The sequence below is a fragment of the Nocardia fusca NBRC 14340 genome (genome assembly GCF_001618425.1).
In the GTDB taxonomy this organism is placed as follows: domain Bacteria; phylum Actinomycetota; class Actinomycetes; order Mycobacteriales; family Mycobacteriaceae; genus Nocardia; species Nocardia fusca.
Window position 1 is genome coordinate 63,562 of the sequence record NZ_BDCU01000023.1, and the last position, 22,751, is coordinate 86,312.

A 22,751-nucleotide genomic window follows, 5' to 3' on the forward strand; every position below is an offset into this window, starting at 1 on the left:
CGGGAACAGGTCGGGGACCTTTTCGATACCGGTCGCCGTGCGTTGCTTCCCAGTATCAACACATTGACGATCCGGCGAGGTCTCGATGGCGACACCTTCTTCCTTCATCGCCGGGGTGCGGCATCGGTGACGCTCGCTCCTGGGTTGACACCTCGGTTGTCTACGCTCGTGGACATTCTGGATTGCCTACGAACGTTGCCTCTACCGTTGACCGACGGTCCGGGAGCGGTAATCGTGCCCCCATGATTCGAGCATCCCCGCCACCGGCCGCAGGCTCGCGCCGAGGTCCGTGAGATCGTATTCCACCTTCGGTGGTACTTCGGCGTACACGGTCCGGCGGATCAGTCCGTCGGCTTCGAGTTCGCGGAGTTGACGAGTCAACATGCGCTGGGTGATGGAAGGCATGGCTCGCCGGAGTTCGCCGAACCGCAGGGTTCCGTCGAAGAGGTGGTTGATGATCGCCATCTTCCATTTGCCGCCGACCACCTCCATCGCCGCTTCGACCGTGCAGTAATCCGGTGTGGTGTCGTCCATATGACCTCCATCGGTATACAAACTGTGCCTACCGCACAGAAAAGACCGTACTTGTACAAAGGGTGGGTGACGCGGAATCTGTTCCCGACCCGGTTTTCGGTCGAGTGCGAGGAGTTCGGCGTGACTATCCATCCTGTTCTGTCCGAGGTGCGGCTCGGTGCGCTGCGGTTGCGTAATCGTGCGGTGGTGGCGCCGATGTCGCGGGTCAGTACCGCGGGGGACGGTGTACCCACGGCCGCCATGGCGGAGTATTACGCCCGGTTCGCCGCCGGCGGTTTCGGGATGATCACCACGGAGGGGACCTATACCGACGCGGAGTTCAGCCAGGCCTATCCCGACCAGCCCGGAATCGTGACCGGGCTTCAGATCGAGGGCTGGCGGGCGGTCACCGGCGCGGTGCACGCAGCGGGTGCAGCGATCGCGTTGCAGTTGATGCATGCGGGGGCGTTGCTCCAGGGCAACCGGCACAGTGACGGCAGTATCGCGCCTTCGGCTGTACAGCCGAAGGGCGTGAAGATGTCGTCCTACGGCGGCGGCGACGGCCCGTTCGCGGTGCCCGTGGCGGCGACCCGCGCGGATATCCGCCGCATCCTGGGCGGGTTCGCCGCAGCGGCCGAGCGTGCTCGGCTGGCCGGGTTCGATGCGGTGGAGATCCACGGCGCCAACGGATATCTCATCGATCAGTTCCTCACCGACTACACGAATCGTCGTGACGACGATTACGGCGGTGATCCGGCCGGGCGGGTGCGGTTCGCGGTGGAGGTGGTCGAGGCGGTGCGGGCAGCGGTCGGACCGGAGTTCCCGGTGGGGTTACGGCTCTCCCAGACGAAGGTCAACGATTTCGCTTACCGCTGGTCCGGGGCCGCCGAAGCAGCGACGATCTTCCGTGCGGTCGGTGCGGCCGGGGTCGACTATCTACATCTCGCGAGCGAGGGGCGGGACTGGTATGAGACGGCTGTCCTGGACACCGGCGAGACCATCACCCGATTGGCCAGGTCTGTCACCGGGCTTCCGGTGATCGCCAATGGCGGTATGCACGGTCCGGATCTCGCGCGGACGGTACTCGACGAGGGGCACGCGGACCTGGTGGCGCTCGGCCGCGGCGCGCTCGCGAATCCGGACTGGCCGCAGGTGGTCGCCGAGGGGTCCCGGCCGGTCGAATTCGATCGTGCGATGCTCGCGGCCGCGGTGACGCTCGACGGTCAGCGATCCTGGGAGGAAGCGCGCAACGGAGAGATTCCTGTGGTGAACGGTGACCCCACGGCGCCCCTGGCGCCCGGTCGAACGCCGTTCACCGTGTGGGTTCCGGCACACGAAATGTGATATAGGGGAGGGCGGTTGACGGACCGGGGTCCCTCGGCGCTACGGTGTACGGGCTATGAGGGACGCTGCGACAACGATTTCGGGGGCCTGGCAGATCGAGGACGGCACAGCGGTTACCTTCCGCGATGCCGCGGTGGCCTGGGCGATGGCTGCCTATGATGTGCTGGCCGAGACCGCGACTACGTACGGGTACTACGTCACCGTGCAGGAACTGGCCGACCGGGTGCAGGAGATATCGGGCGTGCGTACCGACGCCCCGACCCGCACCTGGATGGACGCGATCCTGCGCAAGGTGGCCCGGCGCTGCCACAATGCGGGCGAGCCGCCGCTGACGGCGCTGTGTGTGAAACGCAACCTGAAGGTGAGCGACAGCTACAAGTACGTGCTGGAGCTGGCCGCATTGCCGATACCGGCCGATATCGAAACCCACGCCGCCTACGCCCGCTGGGCCTGCTACGCCGCCGCCGGTGCCGATGTACCGGCCGACGGCGGCACGCCGCCGCTGATTCCGCGCGGGGGGAGTGCCCGGCAGGCAGCCGCCGCCACCCGGCAGGCCGCGGCCAAATCGGATCCCGGGGCACGCACCGTGGTGTGCTCCAGCTGTTTCATTCAGTTGCCGGCCACTGGGGTCTGCGAGCACTGCTGACCCAGCGGGCCGGCGTGCTCACGTCGGCGTGAGCACGCCGGTCGTCTGCCCGGTTCACGCCAGTGTCGTATGCCAGAGCAGGGCGGCGGTGAGGGCGCCGGCGCCGTTGACCGCCCAATGCAGCGCGATGGGCGCGAGCAGGCTGCCGCTGCGGTGGCGCAACCAGGTGAACACGACGGCCGCAGCCGCGGTCGCGGCGACCGCGATCAGGACACCGGCGATCTGCCCGAGGGCCCCGCCGCCGATCAGTTCGGACAGGCCGCGGTTGCCCGCGGTGAGCCCCAGGGACGAGGCGATATGCCAGAGTCCGAACAGCAGGGAGCCGGCCGCGAACACGCCCCGGGCGCCCCACGCCCGATCGAGGGTCCCGTGCAGAACTCCACGAAACGCGAGTTCCTCGGGTATGACGGTCTGCAACGGGATGACGATCATCGAGGCGATGAGCGCGCCGGAAACGGTGGCGTAACGATCGGCCAGGAAGAACGGGCGGGTCAGCGGAAGCACGGCCCCGATGACCACGGCTGCCAGCACCACCCCGACGGCGGCGAGTGCGTATTTGGTTCCCGTCCGCCAGTGACTGGGCGACAGGCCCAGTTCCGACCAGTGCAGGCCGCGGCGGCGCATGAGTCCCAGTAGCACCAGGGCGGCGATCGGCACGCTCACGATGTTCGCCCACGCCGTGGTGAAATGGGCGATCAGATTCGTGCAGGTGAGGACGACCACAACGACCGCCACGTCGGCATAGGCGTGGACTCGCGGTCGCGGGGCAGCTGTTTCCTCGGTAACCCGGTTGAGCATTCGGCCCAGTGTACGGATGCCCCGGGCGCGCTCGCCGGGTGCACGGAAAGGGATACCCCGTGCTCAGGAAGCGGGTGCGCCGTCCGGTCCCGCCGCCCAGCCCCGCGGGTCGGTCCACGCCTGGAGAGTGCGGGTGCTGTCGAAGCGCCTGGTCGCACCGGTCACCGGGTCGGTGAATTCGAGGGTGGCGGCCAGCAGTTGCAGTGGGCGGGTGAAATCGTCGACGGACTTGTCGGTGATCACCGGATAGAAGTCGTCGCCCAGGATGGGAACCCCGAGCGAGTTCATGTGCAGGCGCAGCTGGTGGGTGCGGCCGGTGGCGGGACGGAGCCGGTAGCGGGCGATATCGCCGCGGTGTTCGAGAAGTTCTATCCGGGTGTACGCATTGGGCGGTCCGGGTACCTCCTGAGCGGCCAGGACATGTTTTTCCTTGATGATCCGGCTTTCCACGGAGAGTGGGAAGACCAGCCCGCTGCGATACCCGGCGACGGCCTCGTACTCCTTGTGGACCTGCTGCCGCTGGAACAGCGTCTGGTACGCGCCGCGGCGGGCGGGGTCCACGACGAACAGGAGCAGACCGGCGGTGGCGCGGTCGAGGCGATGGGCGGGGATCAGGTCGGGCAGGTCGAGTTCGCGGCGCAACCGGACCAGGGCGGTCTGCAGAATATGCCGGCCTCGGGGGATCGTGGACAGGAAGTGCGGTTTGTCGGCCACCAGGATGGTGTCGTCCCGGTAGACGATCGGAATATCGAAGGAGACGGGTGTTTCCTCGGGCAGATCGCGATGGAACCAGACTGCACCGCCCGGCACATAGGGGGCGTCGGGAGCGATCGGGCCGTCCAGGTCGACGATGCCGCCCGCCCGCAGCAACTCGTCGATACGTTCGGGGGTCACGCGGGGGAGACGATGCACCAGGTGGTCGCGGATCGTCGCCCAGTGACCGTCCTCGGGCAGCCTCAGCCGGGCCGGATCCAGACCGTGCCGCTTGGGCAGCGGGGGTTGCTGCCTTCTTCTCACCGCGCCGAGCCTATCCAATCCGGTGTGCGCCCGGTACGCCGCGGCCTGTGGCAGGCGCGGATGGCAGCATCGGCCGAGTCCCCGGGCGGCCGCCTGGAGACGCGGGAACTCGCGGGCAGCGCAGCTCGGACGCCGACCAGCTCGAGGGTGTGGTCCCGTCTCTTCGGGGCCGTCGGCCGGTCCTCGGGAGTGGTGTGCGCGGGCCGGCCGGTTCGACCGGGCACCGCCATCCGTTGAGCGCCGACATCGCAGCGAGAGCACCGGGCCGGGTGTTACTTCCAGTACGCCTGGTATTTCATGGCCGATTTGGGCAAACCGTGGACCTGCTTGAAGGTTTTGACCACGGAACGGGTAGTGGGCCCGTCGCAGGCGATCCAGGCGAATGCGTCCGTGGGACAGGTGAGTTCGTGAGCGGCTTCCCGCAGCAGCTTTCCGTCTTCGATGCGCTGTACCCAGGTGAGTTCGTGATGCGAGTTCGTGTGCACCGGTATCTTCTGGTCGGTTTCGTACTGCCACTCCAGCCAGATCCGGGCGGGAGTGTCGCCGATGGCGTCCAGCAGCGAGTTGACGGCGGGCAGCGAGGCGGTATCGCCGAAGATCAGGTACTCGCTCGGTTTCGTTTCGGGCAGTTGGAAATCCGAGCCGAGAACGGTTACCTCGAGTTCGTCTCCGACGCTCGCCTGCTGGGCCCACCGTGCGGCGGGCCCATCGTGGATCGCGAAATCGATGAAGAAATGATCCTTGTCCGGATCCTGGTCGACCAGCGTGTAACCACGCTGATGCAGCTTGTCTCCATCGTCGACCGGTATCCAGCAGCGGACCCACTGGGTGGGGTGCACGGGGTGGTCGGCGAGCAGACCACCGGCAGTGAAGCCGATTCGCAGAAACTTGTCGGTGATGTATTCGCTGGCGGTGACCGTTATCCGGTAGTCGCTCCCACCCCACGCCTTGGTCAGTAGGCCGTTCAATCCCTTACCCATGGGCTAAGGTTAGCCTAACAATACTATTCTTGTCGCGCTTCCATCGTGAACCTGCCGCCGGCCGCGAATGGAGCGGTAGCCGGGCCGTTCGCCGCGGCGGCGCGCCGGCCGGGGTCGAGCGGGACTGCCGCGCGCGGCTTCCATTCGCGTGTGTAGTTCCACAAGGCGCGGTGCGGTGCGCCTAAAGCGATATAAGGTAAGGCTATGCAAACATGGTGCGGGGCTCGCCGTGGCCGAGGTGCGGACATCGGTGGGCGGACCATGGTGTGGCTGGAGAGAGTAGGTATCGGTGGAAACACTCGTTGTGGTAGGTGCCGGGCCGAAAGCCCTTGCCGTGGCGGCCAAGGCGCGGGTGCTGCGGCAGCTGGGATTGCCGGCGCCGCGGGTGATCGTGATCGAAAAGCATGCGGTGGGCGGTAATTGGCTACCCACCGGCGGCTGGACCGATGGACAGCACCGGCTCGGCACCAGTCCGGAGAAGGATCTCGGATTTCCCTATCGCTCCACTCTGGTCCGTGGCCACAACCAGGCGATCAACGAGGCGATGATGGCCTATGGCTGGGCCGCGTTCCTGGTCGAGCAGGGCACCTATTCCGAATGGGTGGACCGGGGCAGGCCCAACCCGCAACATCATGTCTGGGCGAAGTACCTGCAGTGGGCCGCGCGCAAGAGCGAGCTGGATCTGGTGCTGGGTACCGTGCGGGAGGTGGCGGCCGGCAACAGTGGGTGGCTGGTCACCGCAACCGACGCCGAAGGGGTTTCCACCCGGATCGAGGCGGACGGGCTGATGATCACCGGTCCCGGACGCAGCACCAAGGCACTGGCCGGGCACTCCCGGGTGCTCAGCATCGCGCAGTTCTGGGACCTGGCCTGCCGACGCGAGCTGCCCGTGTCCTCTCGGGTGGCCGTGATCGGTGGCGGTGAGACCGCGGGTTCGGCACTGGACGAGCTGTTGCGCCATGGGATGCTGTCCATCTCGGTGATCTCGCCCATGGCGACGATCTATACCCGAGGCGAGAGTTTCTTCGAGAATTCACTGTTCAGCGATCCGATCAAATGGGCGGGGCTGTCCTTCGACGAGCGCCGCGACGTGATTCGACGCACCGACCGTGGCGTCTTCTCGGTACGTGTGCAGGAGAGCCTGCTCGGTGACAGCCGCGTACACCATTTGCAGGGGCGTGCAGTGCGGGTGGCCGACCACAGTGACGGGGTGGCACTGACACTGCGCAACGAGATGCGGCCGGACCAGGTGCAAACATTCGATCTGGTGGTCGATGCCACGGGTGGCCAGCCGCTGTGGTTCCTCGACCTCTTCGACCGGGAAGCGGCCGAGATGCTGGAGCTCGCGGTGGGCGGCCGGCTCACGCAGGAGCGGATCGAGACCGCGATCGGTTACGACCTGGCGGTGGCGGGTATGGACGCCAAATTGTTCCTGCCCAATCTCGCCGGCGTCGCGCAGGGACCCGGCTTTCCGAATCTGAGCTGCCTGGGCGAGCTTTCCGATCGTGTGCTGTGTGGGGATACCGCCCGGGCTCGGGGGAGGGCCGGTATTGCCTCGATCGGTATCTCCGGGCACGACTGAACGCAGCCTCCGGTGCCCTCACCGAGGGCTCGGGGCCGTGGCTCAATCGCGCAGCGTCGGAAAATCGTCCGGTGTGCGCGGCGTGGTGAGCAACATGATGCGGCGATCGGGGCGAATATCGAACTCGCCCAGGCACGGCCACCCGTACTTCTCCACCACCCGGCGGGTGGCGACGTTGCGGTGATCGGGATCGGCCATGATGCGGCGGCACCGGGGTTCGGCTTCGAAGATCCCGGCGACCAGCTGGAAGAAGAATTGCGCGATCACTCCGCGGCCGAGAAGTTCGTGCTCGGCGGTCGCGATATGGAAGCCGACATCGTAGGGGTCGGCGTGGTAGAGCCGGGCGATCTCGTCCTTCGCCGCGCGATACACCTCCAGATAGGCGACCTCGCGTCGTCCGAGATCCGGGCGATCGATCGCCGCGAAATCGAAACCGAGAATGCACGGCCTCGAGTAGCTGCCCGCCAGTTGCGCCCGCAGGTTCGCGCGACGTTGTTCCGCGCTCCACGGCTGCTCCCACGCTTTCACCAGATGCGGCCGGTTCATCCAGTCGGCCAGTAGATCGGGGTCCGGACCTTCCGGGTCGGCCAAGCGGATCTCGAACGGCGCCGCGAGATGTGGCAGTGCCGGCGCGGGCGCGACCCGGATCTCTTCGGGAATATCGGTCAGCTCCCGCGCCAAGCCGCTCGGCGTATCGGTGGGGTTGGTCACTTGTCGGTCTCCGATCGGCAGGCTGTGTGGGAGTAAGGTTACCCTATGCTAATCTCTCGATCGGTAGGGTGCCCGCCGGTCGAAGGGGCGGCGAGGACCACCGCGCCGTGATCGATCGAATCGATCGGGGCAAGGATGTAGGAGATATGTGTTATGCCGAAGGCGCCCGGATGGCTACGAAATTTCCACAAACCTTCCACGGGTTCATCTCTACCCTTCGTACTCTTTCCGCACGCGGGCTCCGGGGCATCGGGTTACCGATCGTTTTCGAAAAGGCTCAGTGAGGATTTCGACGTAGCCGTCGTACAGTATCCCGGGCGGCAGGACCGCATGGCCGAGCCGGCCGCCGCGACCATGAACGAACTCGCCGCGGGCGCGTTCGCCGAATTCGTGGAGTCGCCGTGGTCCCGCGGCGAGCCGGTGGTGGTATTCGGGCACAGTATCGGGGCGATAGCGGCTTTCGAGTTCGCGCGACTGCTCGAGGCCGCCGGGAACGAGGTCGGATTGCTGGTCGCCTCCAGTTCGGTCGCACCGGCACTGGTCGCGGAATATCCGCCGCACCCGACCGAAGACGAAGAGTTGCTCGACCGGCTGACCGCGTTGCACGGCACCGGCGCCGATGTCCTGGCCGACCGCGACATCATGCGACTCACCCTGCCGGTGCTGAAGGCTGATTACCAGGCCTTCGACCGTTATCGATACAGCGCCGAGGCTCAGGTGCGCGCCCCGATCCAGGTGCTGGGTGGCGCCGACGACGAGTTCGTCACGATCGAGCAGTTGCGGGCGTGGGCGGGGCAAAGCAGTGGGGGAATTTCGGTGTCGCTGTTCGACGGGGGGCATTTCTATTTGCACGATCATATCGACGACGTCGCCGAACTGCTTTCGGCCGCAGCGGTTTACGCGAATTAGCCCGAACCGGTCGAGTCAATTTCCACGTTAGGTTCACCATGGCAGATATGCACTCGGGACGCGACGATCCGATCGTCATTGTCGGAATGGCGGTCGAGGTACCCGGCGGAATCGAGAGCCTTGCGGAATTCTGGTCCGCGCTCGCCGAATCGAAAGAGCTGATCGGTCCTTTTCCGCGTGACCGGGACTGGCCTGTCGATCAATTGCTCACCCTGCATCACAACGAAGGCTGGTCACCGGTCCGTGACGCCGGTGGTTTCCTCACCGGGGCAGCGGATTTCGATCCCGGCTTCTTCGGAGTCAGTCCCCGCGAAGCCGTGGCCATGGATCCGCAGCAGCGCGTCGCGATGCGAGTGGCGTGGCGAGCGGTCGAAGACGCGGGGCTCAACCCGGCCACGGTCGACGGTAGTGCCGGCGGTTGCTGGATGGGCGTATCGGTGCTGGAATACGGGCCGTTGATGGCGACTGTCAGCGAGCACAGCGGGTACCGGTTGACCGGGTCCGCGCTCAGCGCGGTGGCCGGACGGGTATCGCACAGCCTCGGGTTGTCGGGTCCTTCGGTGAGTGTGGACACCTCGTGTGCCGCCTCGCTCACCGCGGTGCACGTCGCAGCGGCCGCCCTCCGCGCGAACGAATGCGAGTGGGCGGTGGCCGGTGGGGTGTGCGTCATGGGCTCGCCCGGCATGTTCGTCGAATTCTCCAAGAACAACGCCCTGTCCAGCGACGGGCACTGCCGCCCCTACTCCGCGGACACCACGGGAACCCTGTGGGGTGAAGGTGCCGGAGTCGTGGTGCTGGAGAAGGAATCCCGTGCGCTGCGTGAAGGTCATCGTATCTACGGTCGTCTTCTCGGTTCCCGGGTGAACCACAACGGCCGGGGCGGGCCGCTGGCCGTGCCCAGTGCCGAGGGCCAGCAACGTCTCATCGAGGACACCCTCGCCGTCGCGGGGGTGGCGGCCGATTCGATCGGTCTGATCGAAGGACACGGAACCGGGACCCCGGTCGGTGATCCACTGGAACTGGCCGCTCTCGTCGCTGTCTACGGTGCGCCCGATCGTGCGGACGGTGGTGCCATGCTCGGCTCGGTCAAATCCAATACCGGGCATACCCAGGCGGCGGCCGGGGTCCTCGGCCTGATCAAGGTGCTGCTGTGCGGGCGATACGGGCACACGGTCGCGAGCCTGTGGTCGGACAACCCCAGCGCGGCTGTCGACTGGGAGGCGACGAGCCTGCGGTTGGCCGGGAAATGCGCGCCCTGGGAGCCGGTGGACGGTGTCCGCCGCGCGGCGGTCTCCGCGTTCGGAATCTCGGGGACCAACGTGCACGCTGTCGTCGAGATCGCGGACCGCCAGGGGGCACTCCATGTCTGACTATCGATTACCGGACGGTACCTTTCCGGTCCTGATCTCCTCCGATACCGCGGCCGGCCTGCGTGCCGAAGCCGAAGCGATCTCGGCTTATACCGCCGACCATCCGGCGGCGACGCCGGACCGGTTGGCGAGCACACTGCTGCGCATCAGGGTCGCGCGTCCGCACCGGGCGTTGATCATGGCCACCGAGCGATCCGATCTGCTGGACGCTCTGCGTGCCGCCGCGGCCGGCACGGACCATCCGGCGCTCGTTCGCTCGCCCGGTCCGGCGACCAGGCGGCGTATCGGCTTCGTATTCCCGGGGCAGGGCGGTCAGCAGGCCGGAATGGGCGCGGTGTACTACCGATATTCGGCCGAATACCGCGCGGTGGTCGACGAATACAGCGCCCGGCACGAACAGCGCTACGGGGATCGGCGGCCGCTGAGCTATCTGCTCGGCGACTCGGAAGAGCCCACGGAGAGCCTGATCGCGGTCCACCCGGCACGGATGTTCCATATGCTGGGTCTCGCCGCGATGTGGCAGGCGGTCGGCGTCCGGCCCACGGCCGCCCTCGGGCACAGTCAGGGCGAGCTCGCCGCCTGTGTGTCGGCGGGGATGATCTCGCCGGACGATGCGGTAGTGACCGCCGCGCGGCGGGCGGAGTTGCTGGAGCGGTTCACCAGCCGCGGCTATGCGGTAGCCGTCCTGGCGGCCGATATCGCCGCGGCCGAGGCGCTGCTGGCCCGGCACTCGGGCTGGGCGGAGATCGCCGTGCTCAACTCGCCCCGGATGCTGGCTGTCTCGGGCGAACAGGAAACCGTCGACGATCTGGTGGCGGCGGCGCAGCAGGCCGGACGGTTCGCCAAACGGATCCAGATGTCCTATCCGGCACACACTTCGGCCGTCGTCGAACTGCGCGCGGAACTGGAGAAGATCCTCGAGGTGGAGCTGGGCAGCGGTTCGCTGCGGGCCGGTGCGTTTGCCTGCTACGGCGGCACGCTCGGCGAGCAGGTACCGGCCGATTGCGCGCACCGGCAGTACTGGTACTGGAACCTGCGCAACCGGGTCAGATTCGATCGTGCGGTCGTGGCGGCGGCGGAGCAGGTGGACACCTTCCTCGAGATCTGCGAGCACCCGACCCTGCAGCTGGCGATCCGGCAGAGCCTGGACGACCTCGGTGAACGAGGAACCGACGGTTACTACATCGGCGGTACCACCCGCCGGGACGCCACCGATCTGTCCCAATTCGCCCGCAACGTCGCCGAACTGGCGGTGCGGGATCTGAACTTCTCCTGGGACGGCCTTCGCGCAGCGGGGAGCGAGGCGTTCACCCCGCCGCTGCGTGATTTCCCGTCGACCGTGATGAATTCCCGGCGGTTGTGGGTGTCCTACCAGCCCGCCGGCCGGCACCTCGGTGACGTTCGGAGTCCCGACGGGCCTTCGTCCCGCGGCGGCGCCGCGGAACCCGTCCTGCTGGTCGAGGAGTGGTCCCGGCTGAAACGGCGAGATCTCGCCGAACCACGGACGATCGCGGTGCTCGGCGAGAGCAGGCCCGAGCTGGCCGAGGCGCTGCGTGTGCAGGCCGAGCGCTACGGCGCGGTGATCGCCGACCCCGGCGCGCAGGATCAGGCCGATGTCGTGCTGGTGATACCACCGGCCGCTTCCAGCGACGACGAAGCCGAATCGGTCACCGAATTCGCCGTATTCGCGGGGATCATGCAGAGTCTGCCCGAATTCGGCTCGCGCACGCGCGAATGCTGGCTGGTGACCGCGGGGAGCGAGGCGGTGATCCCGGACGATCTCCCATCTCTGGGGCATGCCGGGGCGAGCGCGATGTTCCGCTCGGTCGCCCTCGACCACATCGGGGTGGCGTTCCGTCACCTCGACCTGCCCTCCGATGCCGCCACCACGGACCCGCATCGCGCGGCCCGGTGGATCGTCGAAGCCGTGCACCTGACCGCGGACGAGCCCGAACTGGCTGTGCGGGAGGGGAAACTCCACGTGAAGCGACTGGTCACCGCCGCCGCCGCACCACGTCGAATTCCCACCGGGGAGGTCCTGATCCTGGGTGGCACCGGGCATGTCGGCCTGCATTTCTGTGAGCATTTCGTACGGTCGGGTGCCCGCCGGGTCACCCTGGTGAGCCGCAAGGGCGAAACGCCCGCCACTACGCAACGGCTGGCGTCGCTGCGCGCGCTGGGGCGGACCGATATCGAGGTGGTGGCGTGCGATATCACCGACGAAACGGCGGTGGCCGGTCTCGCCTCCCGTTATGACGACGATCCGGCGGATGTGGTCGTGCACGCCGCGGTGGATTACATATGGCTGGATCTGAATCCGGCGGCGGCCCGGACCGCGGCGGCGGCCAAAGTCCTGGGTGTCACCGCGGTTCTGCGCGCCGTTCCGCTGGCCGAGGACGGCGTGATCATGCTGTGCTCCTCGTTCACGGCATCGCTGGGGGCGCGCGGTCAGGCGCTGTACACCGGAACGAACCGGATGCTCGACGCGCTCGCGACTCGATTGCGTGCCACCGGTCGTGACTGTGTCTCGGTGCAGTGGGGGCTGTGGGTTGTGCCGGGGAACGCCGACCCGAGCGCCGAGGCCCGCACCATCGGGGCGGGGTTGCTACCCATGCCGCCCGCTTCCGCGGTCCCCGCCGCGTTCGACGGCGGTCGCCGCAACTACCTCGTGGTTTCGGGCGATTGGCCGCGGTTACGGGAGACCGCCGCGGTGGTGGGCTTGCGGAGCGTCTTCGAACCGGCGCTGGTGGAACTGATTCCGGCTGGCGCCACGGAGGGGACAACTCGGCCGGCCGACGTGTCCACACCATCCGATCCGGGCACCCGGCCGCCGCCGGTCGGAATCGGTGATCTGGCCGACGCGCTGCGACGGGAAGTCGAGTGCGTGATGCTGGCCGACGGCGCCACAGAGATCGATGGCTCCGTACCCCTGCTGCAGCTCGGCTTCGATTCCCTGCTGGCGCTCGAACTACGCACCCGTATCAAGGCGGAATTGGATCGGGAAGTGCCTGTCGCGGAGATCTTGAGCGGCGCCTCGCTCGATGACGTCGTGCGGCTCATGTCGGACAACCGAGCCTGAGGAGGCCATCACCCATGTCCCACCATTCGCAGGCTTCCCCGCCCGAGATCGAGGATGTGCTGGCGCTCAGTCCCTTGCAGGAGGGTTTCTTCACCCTGGCGCGACTGGCCGGCGACGGCGATCTGTACTCGATGCAATTCGTCCTCGAGATCACCGGACCGCTCGATTCCGAGCGGCTGCGCCGGAGCGCGCGAGCGATACTGACCAGGCATGCGAACTTGCGGGTCGCGTTCTGGGATCGCGATCTGCCCAAACCGGTGCAGATCGTGCCCACTGCCGCCGAACTGCCCTGGAGTATGCGGGAGATCACCGCCGACGAGCTCGACGAGGTGTTCGGCGCCCAGGCCCGGGCTCCCTTCGAACTCGACCGCGGCCCGCTCCTCCGGGTATTGCTGGCCAGGCTGCCCGACGAGACGTGCAGGCTGATCCTGACAGCGCATCACATCGTGCTGGACGGTTGGTCGCTCGGCGTTTTCTTCCACGAGTTGTTCGCTCTCTACGATGCCGGCGCAGACGCGTCCGCGCTGCCCGCGCCGCGCCCGTACCGGGATTACATCGGCTGGCTGGCCGCCCGCGACAGCGCGGCCGATCTACGGCAGTGGGTGCGTTACCTCGATCGCGTCGAACCGCTTCTGGTGGCCGAGCCCGGTGATTCCGCGGTCAACACGGTCGTGCCCACCGAACATCTGCAGTCGCTCGGCCGGGCCGGTACCGAACGTCTGGTCGCCTGGGCCCGCACACACGGACTGACCATGAACACCGTCGTGCAGTATGCGTGGGCGCTGGTCCTGGGTCGTCTCACCGACCGGCGTGACATCGTGTTCGGCACAACCGTGTCCGGCCGTCCGGATGAGCTGCCCGGTGTGGAAACCATGATCGGGTTGTTCATCAACACGGTTCCCGTCCGGATCCGGCTCGACGAGACGAGTGGGGTCGACGGTCTCCTGCGGTGGCAGCGTGAACTCGCCGCCATGCGCGACGCCGGCTACACGAGCCTGTCGTCCATCCAGCGCACCCTCGGCGCCGGAACTCTGTTCGACACCCTCTCGGTGTTCGAGAACGCCCCGATGAACGACGTATTGCGCACGACGACCGCGGCCGACGGCGTGCAATTCCGGCCGGTCGTATCGCAGAGCCTGACCCACTACCCGCTCGCGGTCACCTCCTTCCTGCACGATGGAGAACTGGTGGTGGGCATCGAAGCGGTGCAATCCGCGCTCGGGGCGCTGTCCGGCCCCGACGTGGGGTCACGGCTGCTCCGGGTGCTGCGACAGTTGCCGGAATCCGATACCTGGACGCCCGATACCGTCGACGTGCTGTTGCCGGGTGAGTACCCCGGGGCCCCCGGACTCCCGGCCGCCGATGTGCGCGGCACGACCGTGGCCGAGCTGTTCGCCCGGCAAGCGGCGGCCACACCCGACGCCGTGGCCGTCACCACCGAGCACGAACGCCGCACCTACCGGGAGCTGTCGGCGTCGGTGGGACGGCTCGCCGCGGTCCTGGCCTCGCACGGTGTGGGCCCGGAAGACGTGGTGGCCTTGGCGGTGCCACGTTCGGTGGACACGATCGTGGCCGTGCTGGCGGTGCTGTGGACCGGTGCCGCCTATGTGCCGTTGGACACCACGCTGCCGGCCGCGCGGATCGAATCCATCGTTCGGCGGGCCCGTCCCCGGCTGGTCGTGACCGATATCCCTCAGGTGTCCGGTCTCGACGATGTCGCCGGTCTGCCCGCGCGGTTGGCGCTGAGCGACGTGCGCTGGGGCGGGCCGGTTGCCGAGCCGGTGGTGGTGGCCCCCGACAGCCGCACGTATGTGATCTTCACGTCGGGTTCCACCGGTGAACCCAAGGGCGTCATGGGCACTCACGGGGCGCTGGCGAGTTACTTCGGCGATCACCGCGCGCGGGTGTATCGGCCGGCGGTGCAACGGCTGGGACGACCGCTGCGGATCGCGCACGCGTGGTCGTTCGGGTTCGATGCGTCGTGGCAGCCGCTGATCGGCCTGTTGGACGGACATTCCATCCATGTATTCGACGCCGACGAGATGCGCGACGCGCACCGCCTGGTCGAGGGGATCTCCCGGCACGGCCTGGACATGATCGATACCACCCCGTCGATGTTCGCCCAGCTGGCCGCAGCGGGGCTCGTCGACCGCGGCCGATCGGATCTGACGGTGCTGGCGCTCGGTGGCGAGGCGATCGGCCCCGCGTTGTGGAAACAGCTGTGCGCCTTGGCCACTACGGCTGTGCACAACTGTTACGGGCCGACCGAGACCACGGTCGAGGCAGTGGTGGCGGCGGTGACCGACGCCGAATCCGTCCCTGTCATCGGCCACCCCGTCACCGGCACGACCGCCTATGTGCTCGACTCCCGGCTGCGTCAGGTTCCGGCCGGGGTCGTCGGTGAGCTGTACCTGTCGGGAGCCCAGGTCGCCCGCGGCTATGCGGACGAGCCGGGACGCACTGCCGAACGTTTCGTCTCCGACCCGTTCCGCGCGGGTGCACGCATGTACCGAACCGGTGACCTCGTGCGCTACCTGGCTTCGGGGGCACTGAGCTACCTGGGCCGGGCGGACGATCAGGTGAAGATCCGCGGTTTCCGCATCGAAATCGGGGATATCGAGGCCGCACTGTCGGGATTGCCCGGGGTGCGGGCGGCCGCGGTGATCGCCCTCGCTCGTCCCGGCGGCGCGAGCCTCATCGGTTTCGCGGTGGGCGAGGGCCTGTCCCCGGCGCGCTTGCGGGCCGCGCTGGCCGAGCGACTGCCCAGTTATATGCTGCCGCAGCGGGTGTTCGTGCTGGACCGGCTGCCCACGACGGTCAACGGCAAGCTCGACACCACGAGTCTGGCGGCCACCGCCCGGACGGGACTCGACCGCGCGGCGGATACGAGCCCGCCGAGCACCCCGACCGAACGCCGCGTCTGCGAGATCATGGCGCAGCTCTCCGGTATCGCGCAGCCCGGCGTGGACGACGATCTGGTTCAGCTCGGGCTGGACAGCATCGTGGCGATCTCCCTGGTGAATGCGCTACGCCGGGAAGGTCTTCCGATCAGCCCCAAGACAGTGCTCGACTCCTCGACCATCCGGGAGCTGGCGGCCCGGATCGACACCGACGCCGACCGTGTCGCCGACAGCGGCGACATGCTCCCCGAACCGCCAGGCCCCGTCGGGCCGGTACCGGTCGTGTCCTGGATGCACGAATTCGGGGGATACCGGCGGCTGACACAGAACAATCTGCTGCAACTGCCGGACGATATAGACGAGCAAGGGTTGACCGCGGTACTACAGGCGGTGCTCGACGGACACGATATGCTGCGGTCCCAGTTCACCGCACAGGGTCGGGACTACGATTTCCGGACCCGCGAACCGGGCAGCGTGCGCGCGACCGACATCCTGACCCGGGTCGAGGTGGGCGCGGATATCGGTCCGGTACTGGCCGAATGCGCGCGCACCGCCATCGACCGGATCGATCCCACGACAGGCGATATGGTCCGCGCGGTGTGGTTCGTCCGCGCCGACGCGCCGGATGTACTGCTGCTGAGCATTCATCACCTGGCGGTCGATGTGGTCTCCTGGCATGTCCTCGCGGCGGATCTGGCCGCCTGCTGGGCGCAGTACACCGTCGACCGTGCGGTGACACCACCGGTGGAGACGACCCCATATCGGAAATGGGCGCGGCTCCTGCAGGAACGCGCGCACGGCGACGCGGTCTCGGCGCAGCGGGACTATTGGATGGAGCAGGTGACCGCACCGGATCCGGCGCTGGGGGCGCGACGGCCGGACCCACGGATCGATACCTGGGGTTCCTGCCGGGTGCGCCCGGTGCCTTTCACCGAGGCCGCGACCGGGGTGATCCTCGAGGGGACCGTCGGCATGTCGGCGGGTGTGCGCGAGTTCCTGCTGGCCACCTTGACCTCGACCTTGGCGAGCTGGCGGGCCGAGCGTGGTGAGGATCCGGCCACGGGAGCCTTCATCGATATGGAAGGTCACGGTCGAGAGGACGAAGTGCTGGGCGCCGAAGTCGACACCGCCCGAACAGTCGGCTGGTTCACCAGTGTCGTGCCGGTGCGTCTGGGCGTTGGTGACGAGGCAGTCGAGATCGCCGCGATAGCGGAAGATCCGGCCCGCGGACGAGGACTGCTGGCCCACGTCACCGACTACCTGGCCGCGGTGCCGAACTCGGGCGTGGATTACGGTCTGCTGCGCTATCTCCGGGCCGAGTCGGCGCTGGTGGCTGCCCCCGAGCCACAGATCCTGTTCGAATACCTGGGCCGTTTCGACCTGGCCGGTGCCGGTGGGCCCTGGTCACTGATGCCCGATACGGACCTGAGCGGGCGGCTGCCCCTGGTTCCGGAGCCGGACTTCCCGCTGCGCTATGCGCTGGATGTCATCAGCGCGGTACGGACCACCGACGCCGGCCCGCAGTTGGTCACCTTCCTGCGCTGGAGCGCAGCCGTGTTCACCGAGTCGGAGATCGACCGGCTGGTCGAACTCTGGTTCGCGGCCGCGCGCGCGTTGGAGCGCGCACTCGTCCCCGCCGCCGCGCGAACCAGCTGACCTCACTTGCCACAGATCCACCCTCTTCGAAGGACTTAAACGATGTCGGACGACTCTCTTCAGCGCAGAAAACAACTGCTACTGCAGCGGTTGCGGGAACAGCAGCTGGTCGAGCCGGAGACCGAGCCCGCACCCGTGCGACCGCCGAACGAGCCCGGCCCGCTCTCCTCGCCCCAGCAGCGCATGTGGTTTCTGCAGAGCAGGTATCCCGCGGACACCACGCTCAACGTCTGTATCGCCTACCGGCTGGAGGGCTCGCTCGACGTACCGCGACTGCGTGCTGCCTTCGACACGGTCGTGGCCCGGCACGAGGTACTGCGCAGCACCTACCGCACCGCGGAGGACGGGACACCCGTGCAGGTTCCGCATCCCGATTCGGGTGTGAGCTGGCACGAACACGATCTCACCGAGCGTTCCGCGGAGGGCCGGGAGCGAGGGGTGGAGCTACTCGCCCGCCGCGAATTCGGCCGGCCGTTCGATCTCGAGAACGACCGGCCGCTGCGGGTCAACCTGGCGCGCACCGGCCGCGAGGAATATGTCCTGGTACTGGTAGCGCACCATATCGCCTGGGACAACGACTCGTGGCCGGTGTTCTTCACCGAGCTCAACGCGGCGTACCGGCAGGAGGAGCTTCCCGCTCTGCGCGCTCAGTACCTGGATGTGGCCGTCGGTGAGCGCGACGGTGACGCTGCCGACGAAGCCTATTGGCGCGAGCAGCTGAAGCCGCTGCCGGAGCGGGTCGAGCTCCCGGGGCAGGCGTCGGCCGACCGCGACGCCTCACACCAGGCGGACAAGGTGGTGCGACCGGTGGGCACCGAGCTCATCGACGAGGTGGCCGCGCTCGGCCGGGAACTCGGCGCCACCCCCTTCATGGTGCTGCTCGCGGCATTCCAGGCAGTCGTCTCGCGGTATACCGCGGCAGCCGATTTCCTGATCGCGGTGCCGGTGACGGACCGGTGCGGCGCGCGGGCGCAGGAGCTGATCGGCTACTTCGGCAACACCGTGCTCATTCGCGCCAGACCGGAGCAGACGCAATCCTTCGCCGACCTCGTGACGGCCACCCGCGAAACGTGTACGGACGCATTCACCCACCAGGGCCTCGGGGTCGAGCAGGTGGTGCGCGTGGTTTCGCCGGGGCGGTCGACCGGCGGCGACGGTCTGGCTGAGCTCGTACAACTGAGTTTCAGCACCCGGGGCAGCGCGAACGATTTCGAATTGCCCGGCGTGAGTGTGCGGGAACTGGACCTGAACAGTCAGGTGGCGCAGGAACCGCTGGGCCTGATGGTCGTTCTGGACGAAGGGCGCCCGCGGCTGGAACTCACCTACCAGGTCGAACGACTCGACCGGGAGCTGGCAACCCAGCTGCTGGACCATTACCTCGGGCTCGTCGGCGAAGCGGTGCGCGATCCTCGCCGATCCCTGCGCGAGCTGGATATGATCGGTCCCGCCGGTCGTGCCGATATTCTGGCGTCTTCGCACGGACCGATCGTGGCGACCGCCGCCACGACCCTGGTCGAGTTGCTGGAGCGGCAGGCCGCGGCCACCCCCGACCGGGTTGCGGTGATCGCGGAGGAGGAAGAACTCACCTACCAGGCATTGCATGAGCGTGCGAACCGTGTGGCGTACTGGCTGATCGGGCAGGGTCTCGGCCCGGAACAGTTGGTGGCGTTGCGGATCGCGACCTCGGTCGAGTTCATGGTGGCCGCGCTGGCGGTTCTCAAATCCGGTGCGGCGTATCTGCCCGTCGATCCGGCCTACCCTGCCGATCGCATCGACTATCTGCTGACCGACGCTCGCCCGCGGCTGATCATCGACGCGGAGGCTGTGGTTGCCGCCGAGGAAGCGGCGGCCGGGCTGCCCACCACGAATCCGACCGACGTACAGCGCCGTTCGCCCCTGCGACCGGCCAATATCGCGTATGTCATCTACACGTCCGGATCCACGGGCAAGCCCAAGGGCGTGCCGGTGCCGCACGATGCCATCTCCGACCATATGGTGAACTTCGCCGAGGAATGGCGCGTCGGCACCGGAGCCGACACCCGAGCGCCCGACCGGGTACTGCAGACGACCTCGGTGAGCTTCGACGCCTCGCTGGCCGATACGTTCCTCCCGCTGATCGGTGGCGCGTGCGTGGTGATCCCGAAACCGGGCGCCTTCCGGGACATCCGGTACGTCGCCGAACTGGTCGCCCGGCACGACATCTCCATCCTGCACATGGTGCCATCGATCCTGGCCACCTTCCTGCGTCTGCCCGAGGCCAACGACTGGCGCGCACTGCGGCACGTCCCGGTCGGCGGTGAGGCGCTGCCGGGCGAGGTGGCCGACCGCTTCGCCACCCAGTTCGACGCCGAGCTGCGCAACCATTACGGGCCGACCGAGGCGGTGGTGTGCTCCACGTCGATGCCGGTCGAGGGGCCGCAGGGGCCACGGATCGTGCCGATCGGTTATCCGAACCGGAACGTGTACATCTATCTGCTCGACGACGCCCTGCGGCTGGTGCCTTCGGGTGTGGTGGGAGAGATCTACATCGGTGGGTTGCAGCTGGCCCGCGGGTACCTCGATCGTCCCGCCGGCACCGCCGAGCGGTTCGTCGCCGATCCCTTCCGGCCGGGCGAGCGGCTGTATCGCACCGGCGATCTGGCCCGTCGCACACCGGCCGGTGAGATCGAATTCATCGGCCGGGCCGACGAACAGGTGAAGGTCCGTGGTTTCCGCATTGAGCTCGGCGAGGTGGAGGCGGCCGTCGCCGACCACCCCGCGGTCGAGCGTTGTGTCGCGATCGTCACCGAACACGAGTCGCTCGGTCCCGTGCTGGCCGCCTACCTGGTGCCTCAGGAGGGCGCCGAACCGGACGTAGGGCAAGTGCGCGCTTTCGTCGCGAAGATGTTGCCCGAGCACATGGTGCCCGCGGCATTCGCCGTCATCGACGACATTCCGTTGTCCGCGCACGGCAAACTCGACCGCCGGGCGCTTCCCGCACCGGTGGTCACCATGGCACGTAGCTATCGGGAGCCGCAGTCGCCCACGGAGATCCGGGTCGCCGGCCTCTACAGCGAGCTGTTCGATGTCGAGCGGATCGGCGCCGACGACTCCTTCTTCGAACTCGGCGGCCATTCGCTGCTCGCGGCGCGGCTGGTCGCCATGGTCCGGGCGGCGTTCGGAATCCAGGTCGATGTGCGCGCGGCCTTCGAGAATCCGACCGTGGCCGGATTGGCTGCCCATCTGGTGGCCCGGTATGCCGAGCAGTTCGGTGGCGATCTCGACGAAGTGGCGCCGGGCGAGCTCGGCACGGTACCGGCGGCCGCGCAGCCCACCAAGCGTGACCGCCCGGAACGTCTTCCACTGTCGTACGCGCAGCGCGCTCTGTGGTTGCGGCGCAAGCTGGAGGGGTTCTACGCCTGGGAGAACTTCCGTTTCGCGGTGCGTTTCGAGGGCGCGCTGGATCTGGAAGCGCTGCGCGCCGCCGTTGCCGATGTGCTCGGCAGGCATTCGGCGCTGCGGACGGTGATCCAGGAGGAATCCGGTGCCGCCTACCAGCAGATCCGCCCCCTCGGACCGGTGGAACTGCCCCGCACCGTGCTGACCGCCGCGGATGAAGGGTCGCGGGAGGAGCGGCTGGCCGCGGCGCTGGACGCGGAGTCCGCCCATGTCTTCGATCTCGCTACCGGGCCGCTCTATCGCCTCCGGCTTTTCGTGCTCGACGACCAGACCCATGTGCTCTCGGTACTCATTCACCATCTGGTGACCGACCGTGAATCGTGCCGGGTGTTCATCGACGACCTGGCTCTTGCTTACCGGGCCCGGTTGCGGGGCGCGACGCCCGGCTGGCCGGAACTGGCTCTGGAGTTCGCCGATTTCGCGGTATGGCAGCGCGAGACCTTCGATCGTGTTCCCGGCCGTGACCAGCTCGGCGACGGCGACTACGGCGAGCGGCAACTCGACTACTGGCGGACCGCGCTGGAGGGGCTGCCGGTCGAGATCGCGATCGCGCACGACCACCAGCGGCCGGCTCGGCTCGGTTTCGCCGGAACCAGCGCCTCCCGGACACTGTCCGCGACCACCTGGCGAGCATTGGGTGCGCTGGCCGGGTCGTCGGGAGCGACGGAGTTCATGGTCTGCCAGGCGGCGGCCGCGACGCTGGTACGTGCGCTCGGTGGTGGCGACGATGTCGCGATCGGCGCGGCGGTCGCGAACCGGCCCGGCGTCGGCACCAGCGATCTGGTGGGCTTGTTCGCCGATATGTCGGTGCTGCGTGTGGATCTGTCCGGTGACCCGACCGTGCGGACGGTCCTCGACCGGGTCCGCCGGTCCGCCCTGGGGGTACTCGCGCACCAGGACGTGCCGTTCGAGCGGGTCGTGGAAACACTCGACCCGCCGCGAGTGCTGGGCCGTAACCCGCTCTTCCAGGTGATGCTGCAGTTCGGGCAGCAGACCGAGACGTCGTCGTTCGGCGACAGCGCGGTCGTGGCCACCGTGGAGGCGCCACACTACGACATCGCGTTCCTGGATCTGCATTTCGAGTTCCTGGTGGCGGCTACCGGTGAGCTGACGGTGCGGGTGATCACCAATTCCGCGCTCTACGATCCGCCGGCGAGCGAGATGTTCGCCGATGTCCTGGCCGCGATCCTGACCGCGTTCGCCGACCATCCCGATCAGTCCGTCTCCGCGCTCGACGTGGCGCCGCCGGATTGGGATCCCGCGCGGACCGTGGTGCGCTACGCGCACGATGTCGTGGGTTCGGTCGACCTGGTGGACGGCCCGCCGTCCACCGATACGGAACGAGCGCTGGTCGAGCTGCTGGAAGAGTTGCTGGAGATCACCGATGTGGGCCGCACCGACGGTTTCTTCGCTCTCGGCGGTGACAGCGTCATGGCCATTCAGTGGTCGACGCGAGCCGGGGAACTCGGCTTGGCGCTGAGCCCGCAGATGATCTTCGAGCATCTCACCATCGCCGAGCTGGCCGCCGCGGTCGACGCGGCCGGGCCGGCGCCCAGGGTCGAGCCCGCCGCGGAGCAGCACCGGCATGCGCCCATGTCGGCTTCCGGTCTGTCCGACAGTGCGCTGGCGATGTTGCGGGAGTCCTGGATGGCCGATGGTCGCGAGCGGGCCGGCTCCGCGGCCACTGACGTAGTTGAAGACTCAGTCTGAGTATGGTTAGGCTAACCTACGTTTGCACTACCTAGTAGAAGGCTGTGGAATGTTTGCTGGTGACAGTGCCCTCGTTCGAGACGGGCATCGCGACACGG

Annotated in this window: 13 protein-coding genes; 8 read left to right on the forward strand and 5 right to left on the reverse strand. The window is 67.8% G+C overall.

Annotation, left to right across the window (positions count from 1 at the left end; all coding sequences use genetic code 11):
- Positions 1-201: 201 nt before the first annotated feature.
- Complete coding sequence (locus NF4_RS14400; RefSeq protein WP_063127858.1) at positions 202-534, reverse strand: winged helix-turn-helix transcriptional regulator; 333 nt, start codon at positions 532-534, stop codon at positions 202-204.
- 120 nt (positions 535-654) lie between these two features.
- Here NF4_RS14400 and NF4_RS14405 point away from each other — a divergent pair, with 120 nt between their 5' ends.
- Together NF4_RS14405 and NF4_RS14410 are read left to right on the forward strand one after the other, a co-directional pair.
- The gene (locus tag NF4_RS14405) at positions 655-1,857 is read left to right on the forward strand and encodes an oxidoreductase (protein WP_232330465.1); all 1,203 of its coding nucleotides are present in this window, start codon (positions 655-657) and stop codon (positions 1,855-1,857) included.
- A gap of 55 nt (positions 1,858-1,912) precedes the next feature.
- Positions 1,913-2,503: a hypothetical protein gene (locus NF4_RS14410; protein ID WP_232330466.1), complete on the forward strand. Its 591-nt coding sequence runs from the start codon at positions 1,913-1,915 to the stop codon at positions 2,501-2,503.
- 54 nt (positions 2,504-2,557) lie between these two features.
- Here NF4_RS14410 and NF4_RS14415 read toward each other — a convergent pair whose 3' ends face one another.
- The 3 genes from NF4_RS14415 to NF4_RS14425 all read right to left on the reverse strand — a co-directional run bounded on the left by NF4_RS14415 (position 2,558) and on the right by NF4_RS14425 (position 5,298).
- Positions 2,558-3,301, reverse strand: coding sequence for a CPBP family intramembrane glutamic endopeptidase (locus tag NF4_RS14415; protein WP_063127859.1), 744 nt, complete (start codon positions 3,299-3,301; stop codon positions 2,558-2,560).
- Between the two features lie 63 nt (positions 3,302-3,364).
- Positions 3,365-4,318, reverse strand: a complete 954-nt coding sequence (locus NF4_RS14420; protein WP_063127860.1) for an RluA family pseudouridine synthase — start codon at positions 4,316-4,318, stop codon at positions 3,365-3,367.
- Positions 4,319-4,590: 272 nt separating this feature from the next.
- On the reverse strand, positions 4,591-5,298 hold the full coding sequence (locus NF4_RS14425; protein WP_063127861.1) for a siderophore-interacting protein: 708 nt from the start codon (positions 5,296-5,298) through the stop codon (positions 4,591-4,593).
- Positions 5,299-5,587: 289 nt separating this feature from the next.
- On the opposite strand from NF4_RS14425, the gene NF4_RS14430 reads away from it, so the two are divergent.
- Positions 5,588-6,880, forward strand: a complete 1,293-nt coding sequence (locus NF4_RS14430) for a SidA/IucD/PvdA family monooxygenase (RefSeq protein WP_063127862.1) — start codon at positions 5,588-5,590, stop codon at positions 6,878-6,880.
- Positions 6,881-6,922: 42 nt separating this feature from the next.
- Here NF4_RS14430 and NF4_RS14435 read toward each other — a convergent pair whose 3' ends face one another.
- Entirely contained in the window at positions 6,923-7,591 is a 669-nt protein-coding gene (locus tag NF4_RS14435; RefSeq protein WP_084533126.1) for a GNAT family N-acetyltransferase, read from the reverse strand.
- A gap of 153 nt (positions 7,592-7,744) precedes the next feature.
- Between NF4_RS14435 and NF4_RS14440 the strand changes: the two genes are divergently transcribed.
- The 5 genes from NF4_RS14440 to NF4_RS14460 are packed head-to-tail and all read left to right on the forward strand — an operon-like array spanning position 7,745 to position 22,653.
- Positions 7,745-8,500: a thioesterase II family protein gene (locus NF4_RS14440; protein WP_063127864.1), complete on the forward strand. Its 756-nt coding sequence runs from the start codon at positions 7,745-7,747 to the stop codon at positions 8,498-8,500.
- Between the two features lie 47 nt (positions 8,501-8,547).
- Complete coding sequence (locus NF4_RS14445) at positions 8,548-9,870, forward strand: beta-ketoacyl [acyl carrier protein] synthase domain-containing protein (protein WP_063127956.1); 1,323 nt, start codon at positions 8,548-8,550, stop codon at positions 9,868-9,870.
- On the forward strand, positions 9,863-12,949 hold the full coding sequence (nbtC, locus tag NF4_RS14450) for a nocobactin polyketide synthase NbtC (RefSeq protein WP_063127865.1): 3,087 nt from the start codon (positions 9,863-9,865) through the stop codon (positions 12,947-12,949). Before NF4_RS14445 ends, nbtC begins: the two co-directional genes overlap by 8 nt.
- Positions 12,950-12,963: 14 nt before the next feature.
- On the forward strand, positions 12,964-17,505 hold the full coding sequence (locus tag NF4_RS14455; RefSeq protein ID WP_063127866.1) for a non-ribosomal peptide synthetase: 4,542 nt from the start codon (positions 12,964-12,966) through the stop codon (positions 17,503-17,505).
- Between the two features lie 42 nt (positions 17,506-17,547).
- Complete coding sequence (locus tag NF4_RS14460) at positions 17,548-22,653, forward strand: non-ribosomal peptide synthetase (protein WP_063127867.1); 5,106 nt, start codon at positions 17,548-17,550, stop codon at positions 22,651-22,653.
- Positions 22,654-22,751 lie beyond the last annotated feature (98 nt).

What these genes read in the sequence shown, in the direction of transcription:
- NF4_RS14400 (WP_063127858.1), bottom strand. Translation starts at nt 534, where the DNA reads ATGGACGACACCACACCGGATTACTGCACGGTCGAAGCGGCGATGGAG.
- NF4_RS14410 (WP_232330466.1), top strand. Translation starts at nt 1,913, where the DNA reads ATGAGGGACGCTGCGACAACGATTTCGGGGGCCTGGCAGATCGAGGAC.
- NF4_RS14415 (WP_063127859.1), bottom strand. Translation starts at nt 3,301, where the DNA reads ATGCTCAACCGGGTTACCGAGGAAACAGCTGCCCCGCGACCGCGAGTC.
- NF4_RS14425 (WP_063127861.1), bottom strand. Translation starts at nt 5,298, where the DNA reads ATGGGTAAGGGATTGAACGGCCTACTGACCAAGGCGTGGGGTGGGAGC.
- NF4_RS14440 (WP_063127864.1), top strand. Translation starts at nt 7,745, where the DNA reads ATGCCGAAGGCGCCCGGATGGCTACGAAATTTCCACAAACCTTCCACG.
- NF4_RS14445 (WP_063127956.1), top strand. Translation starts at nt 8,548, where the DNA reads ATGCACTCGGGACGCGACGATCCGATCGTCATTGTCGGAATGGCGGTC.
- nbtC (WP_063127865.1), top strand. Translation starts at nt 9,863, where the DNA reads ATGTCTGACTATCGATTACCGGACGGTACCTTTCCGGTCCTGATCTCC.
- NF4_RS14455 (WP_063127866.1), top strand. Translation starts at nt 12,964, where the DNA reads ATGTCCCACCATTCGCAGGCTTCCCCGCCCGAGATCGAGGATGTGCTG.
- NF4_RS14460 (WP_063127867.1), top strand. Translation starts at nt 17,548, where the DNA reads ATGTCGGACGACTCTCTTCAGCGCAGAAAACAACTGCTACTGCAGCGG.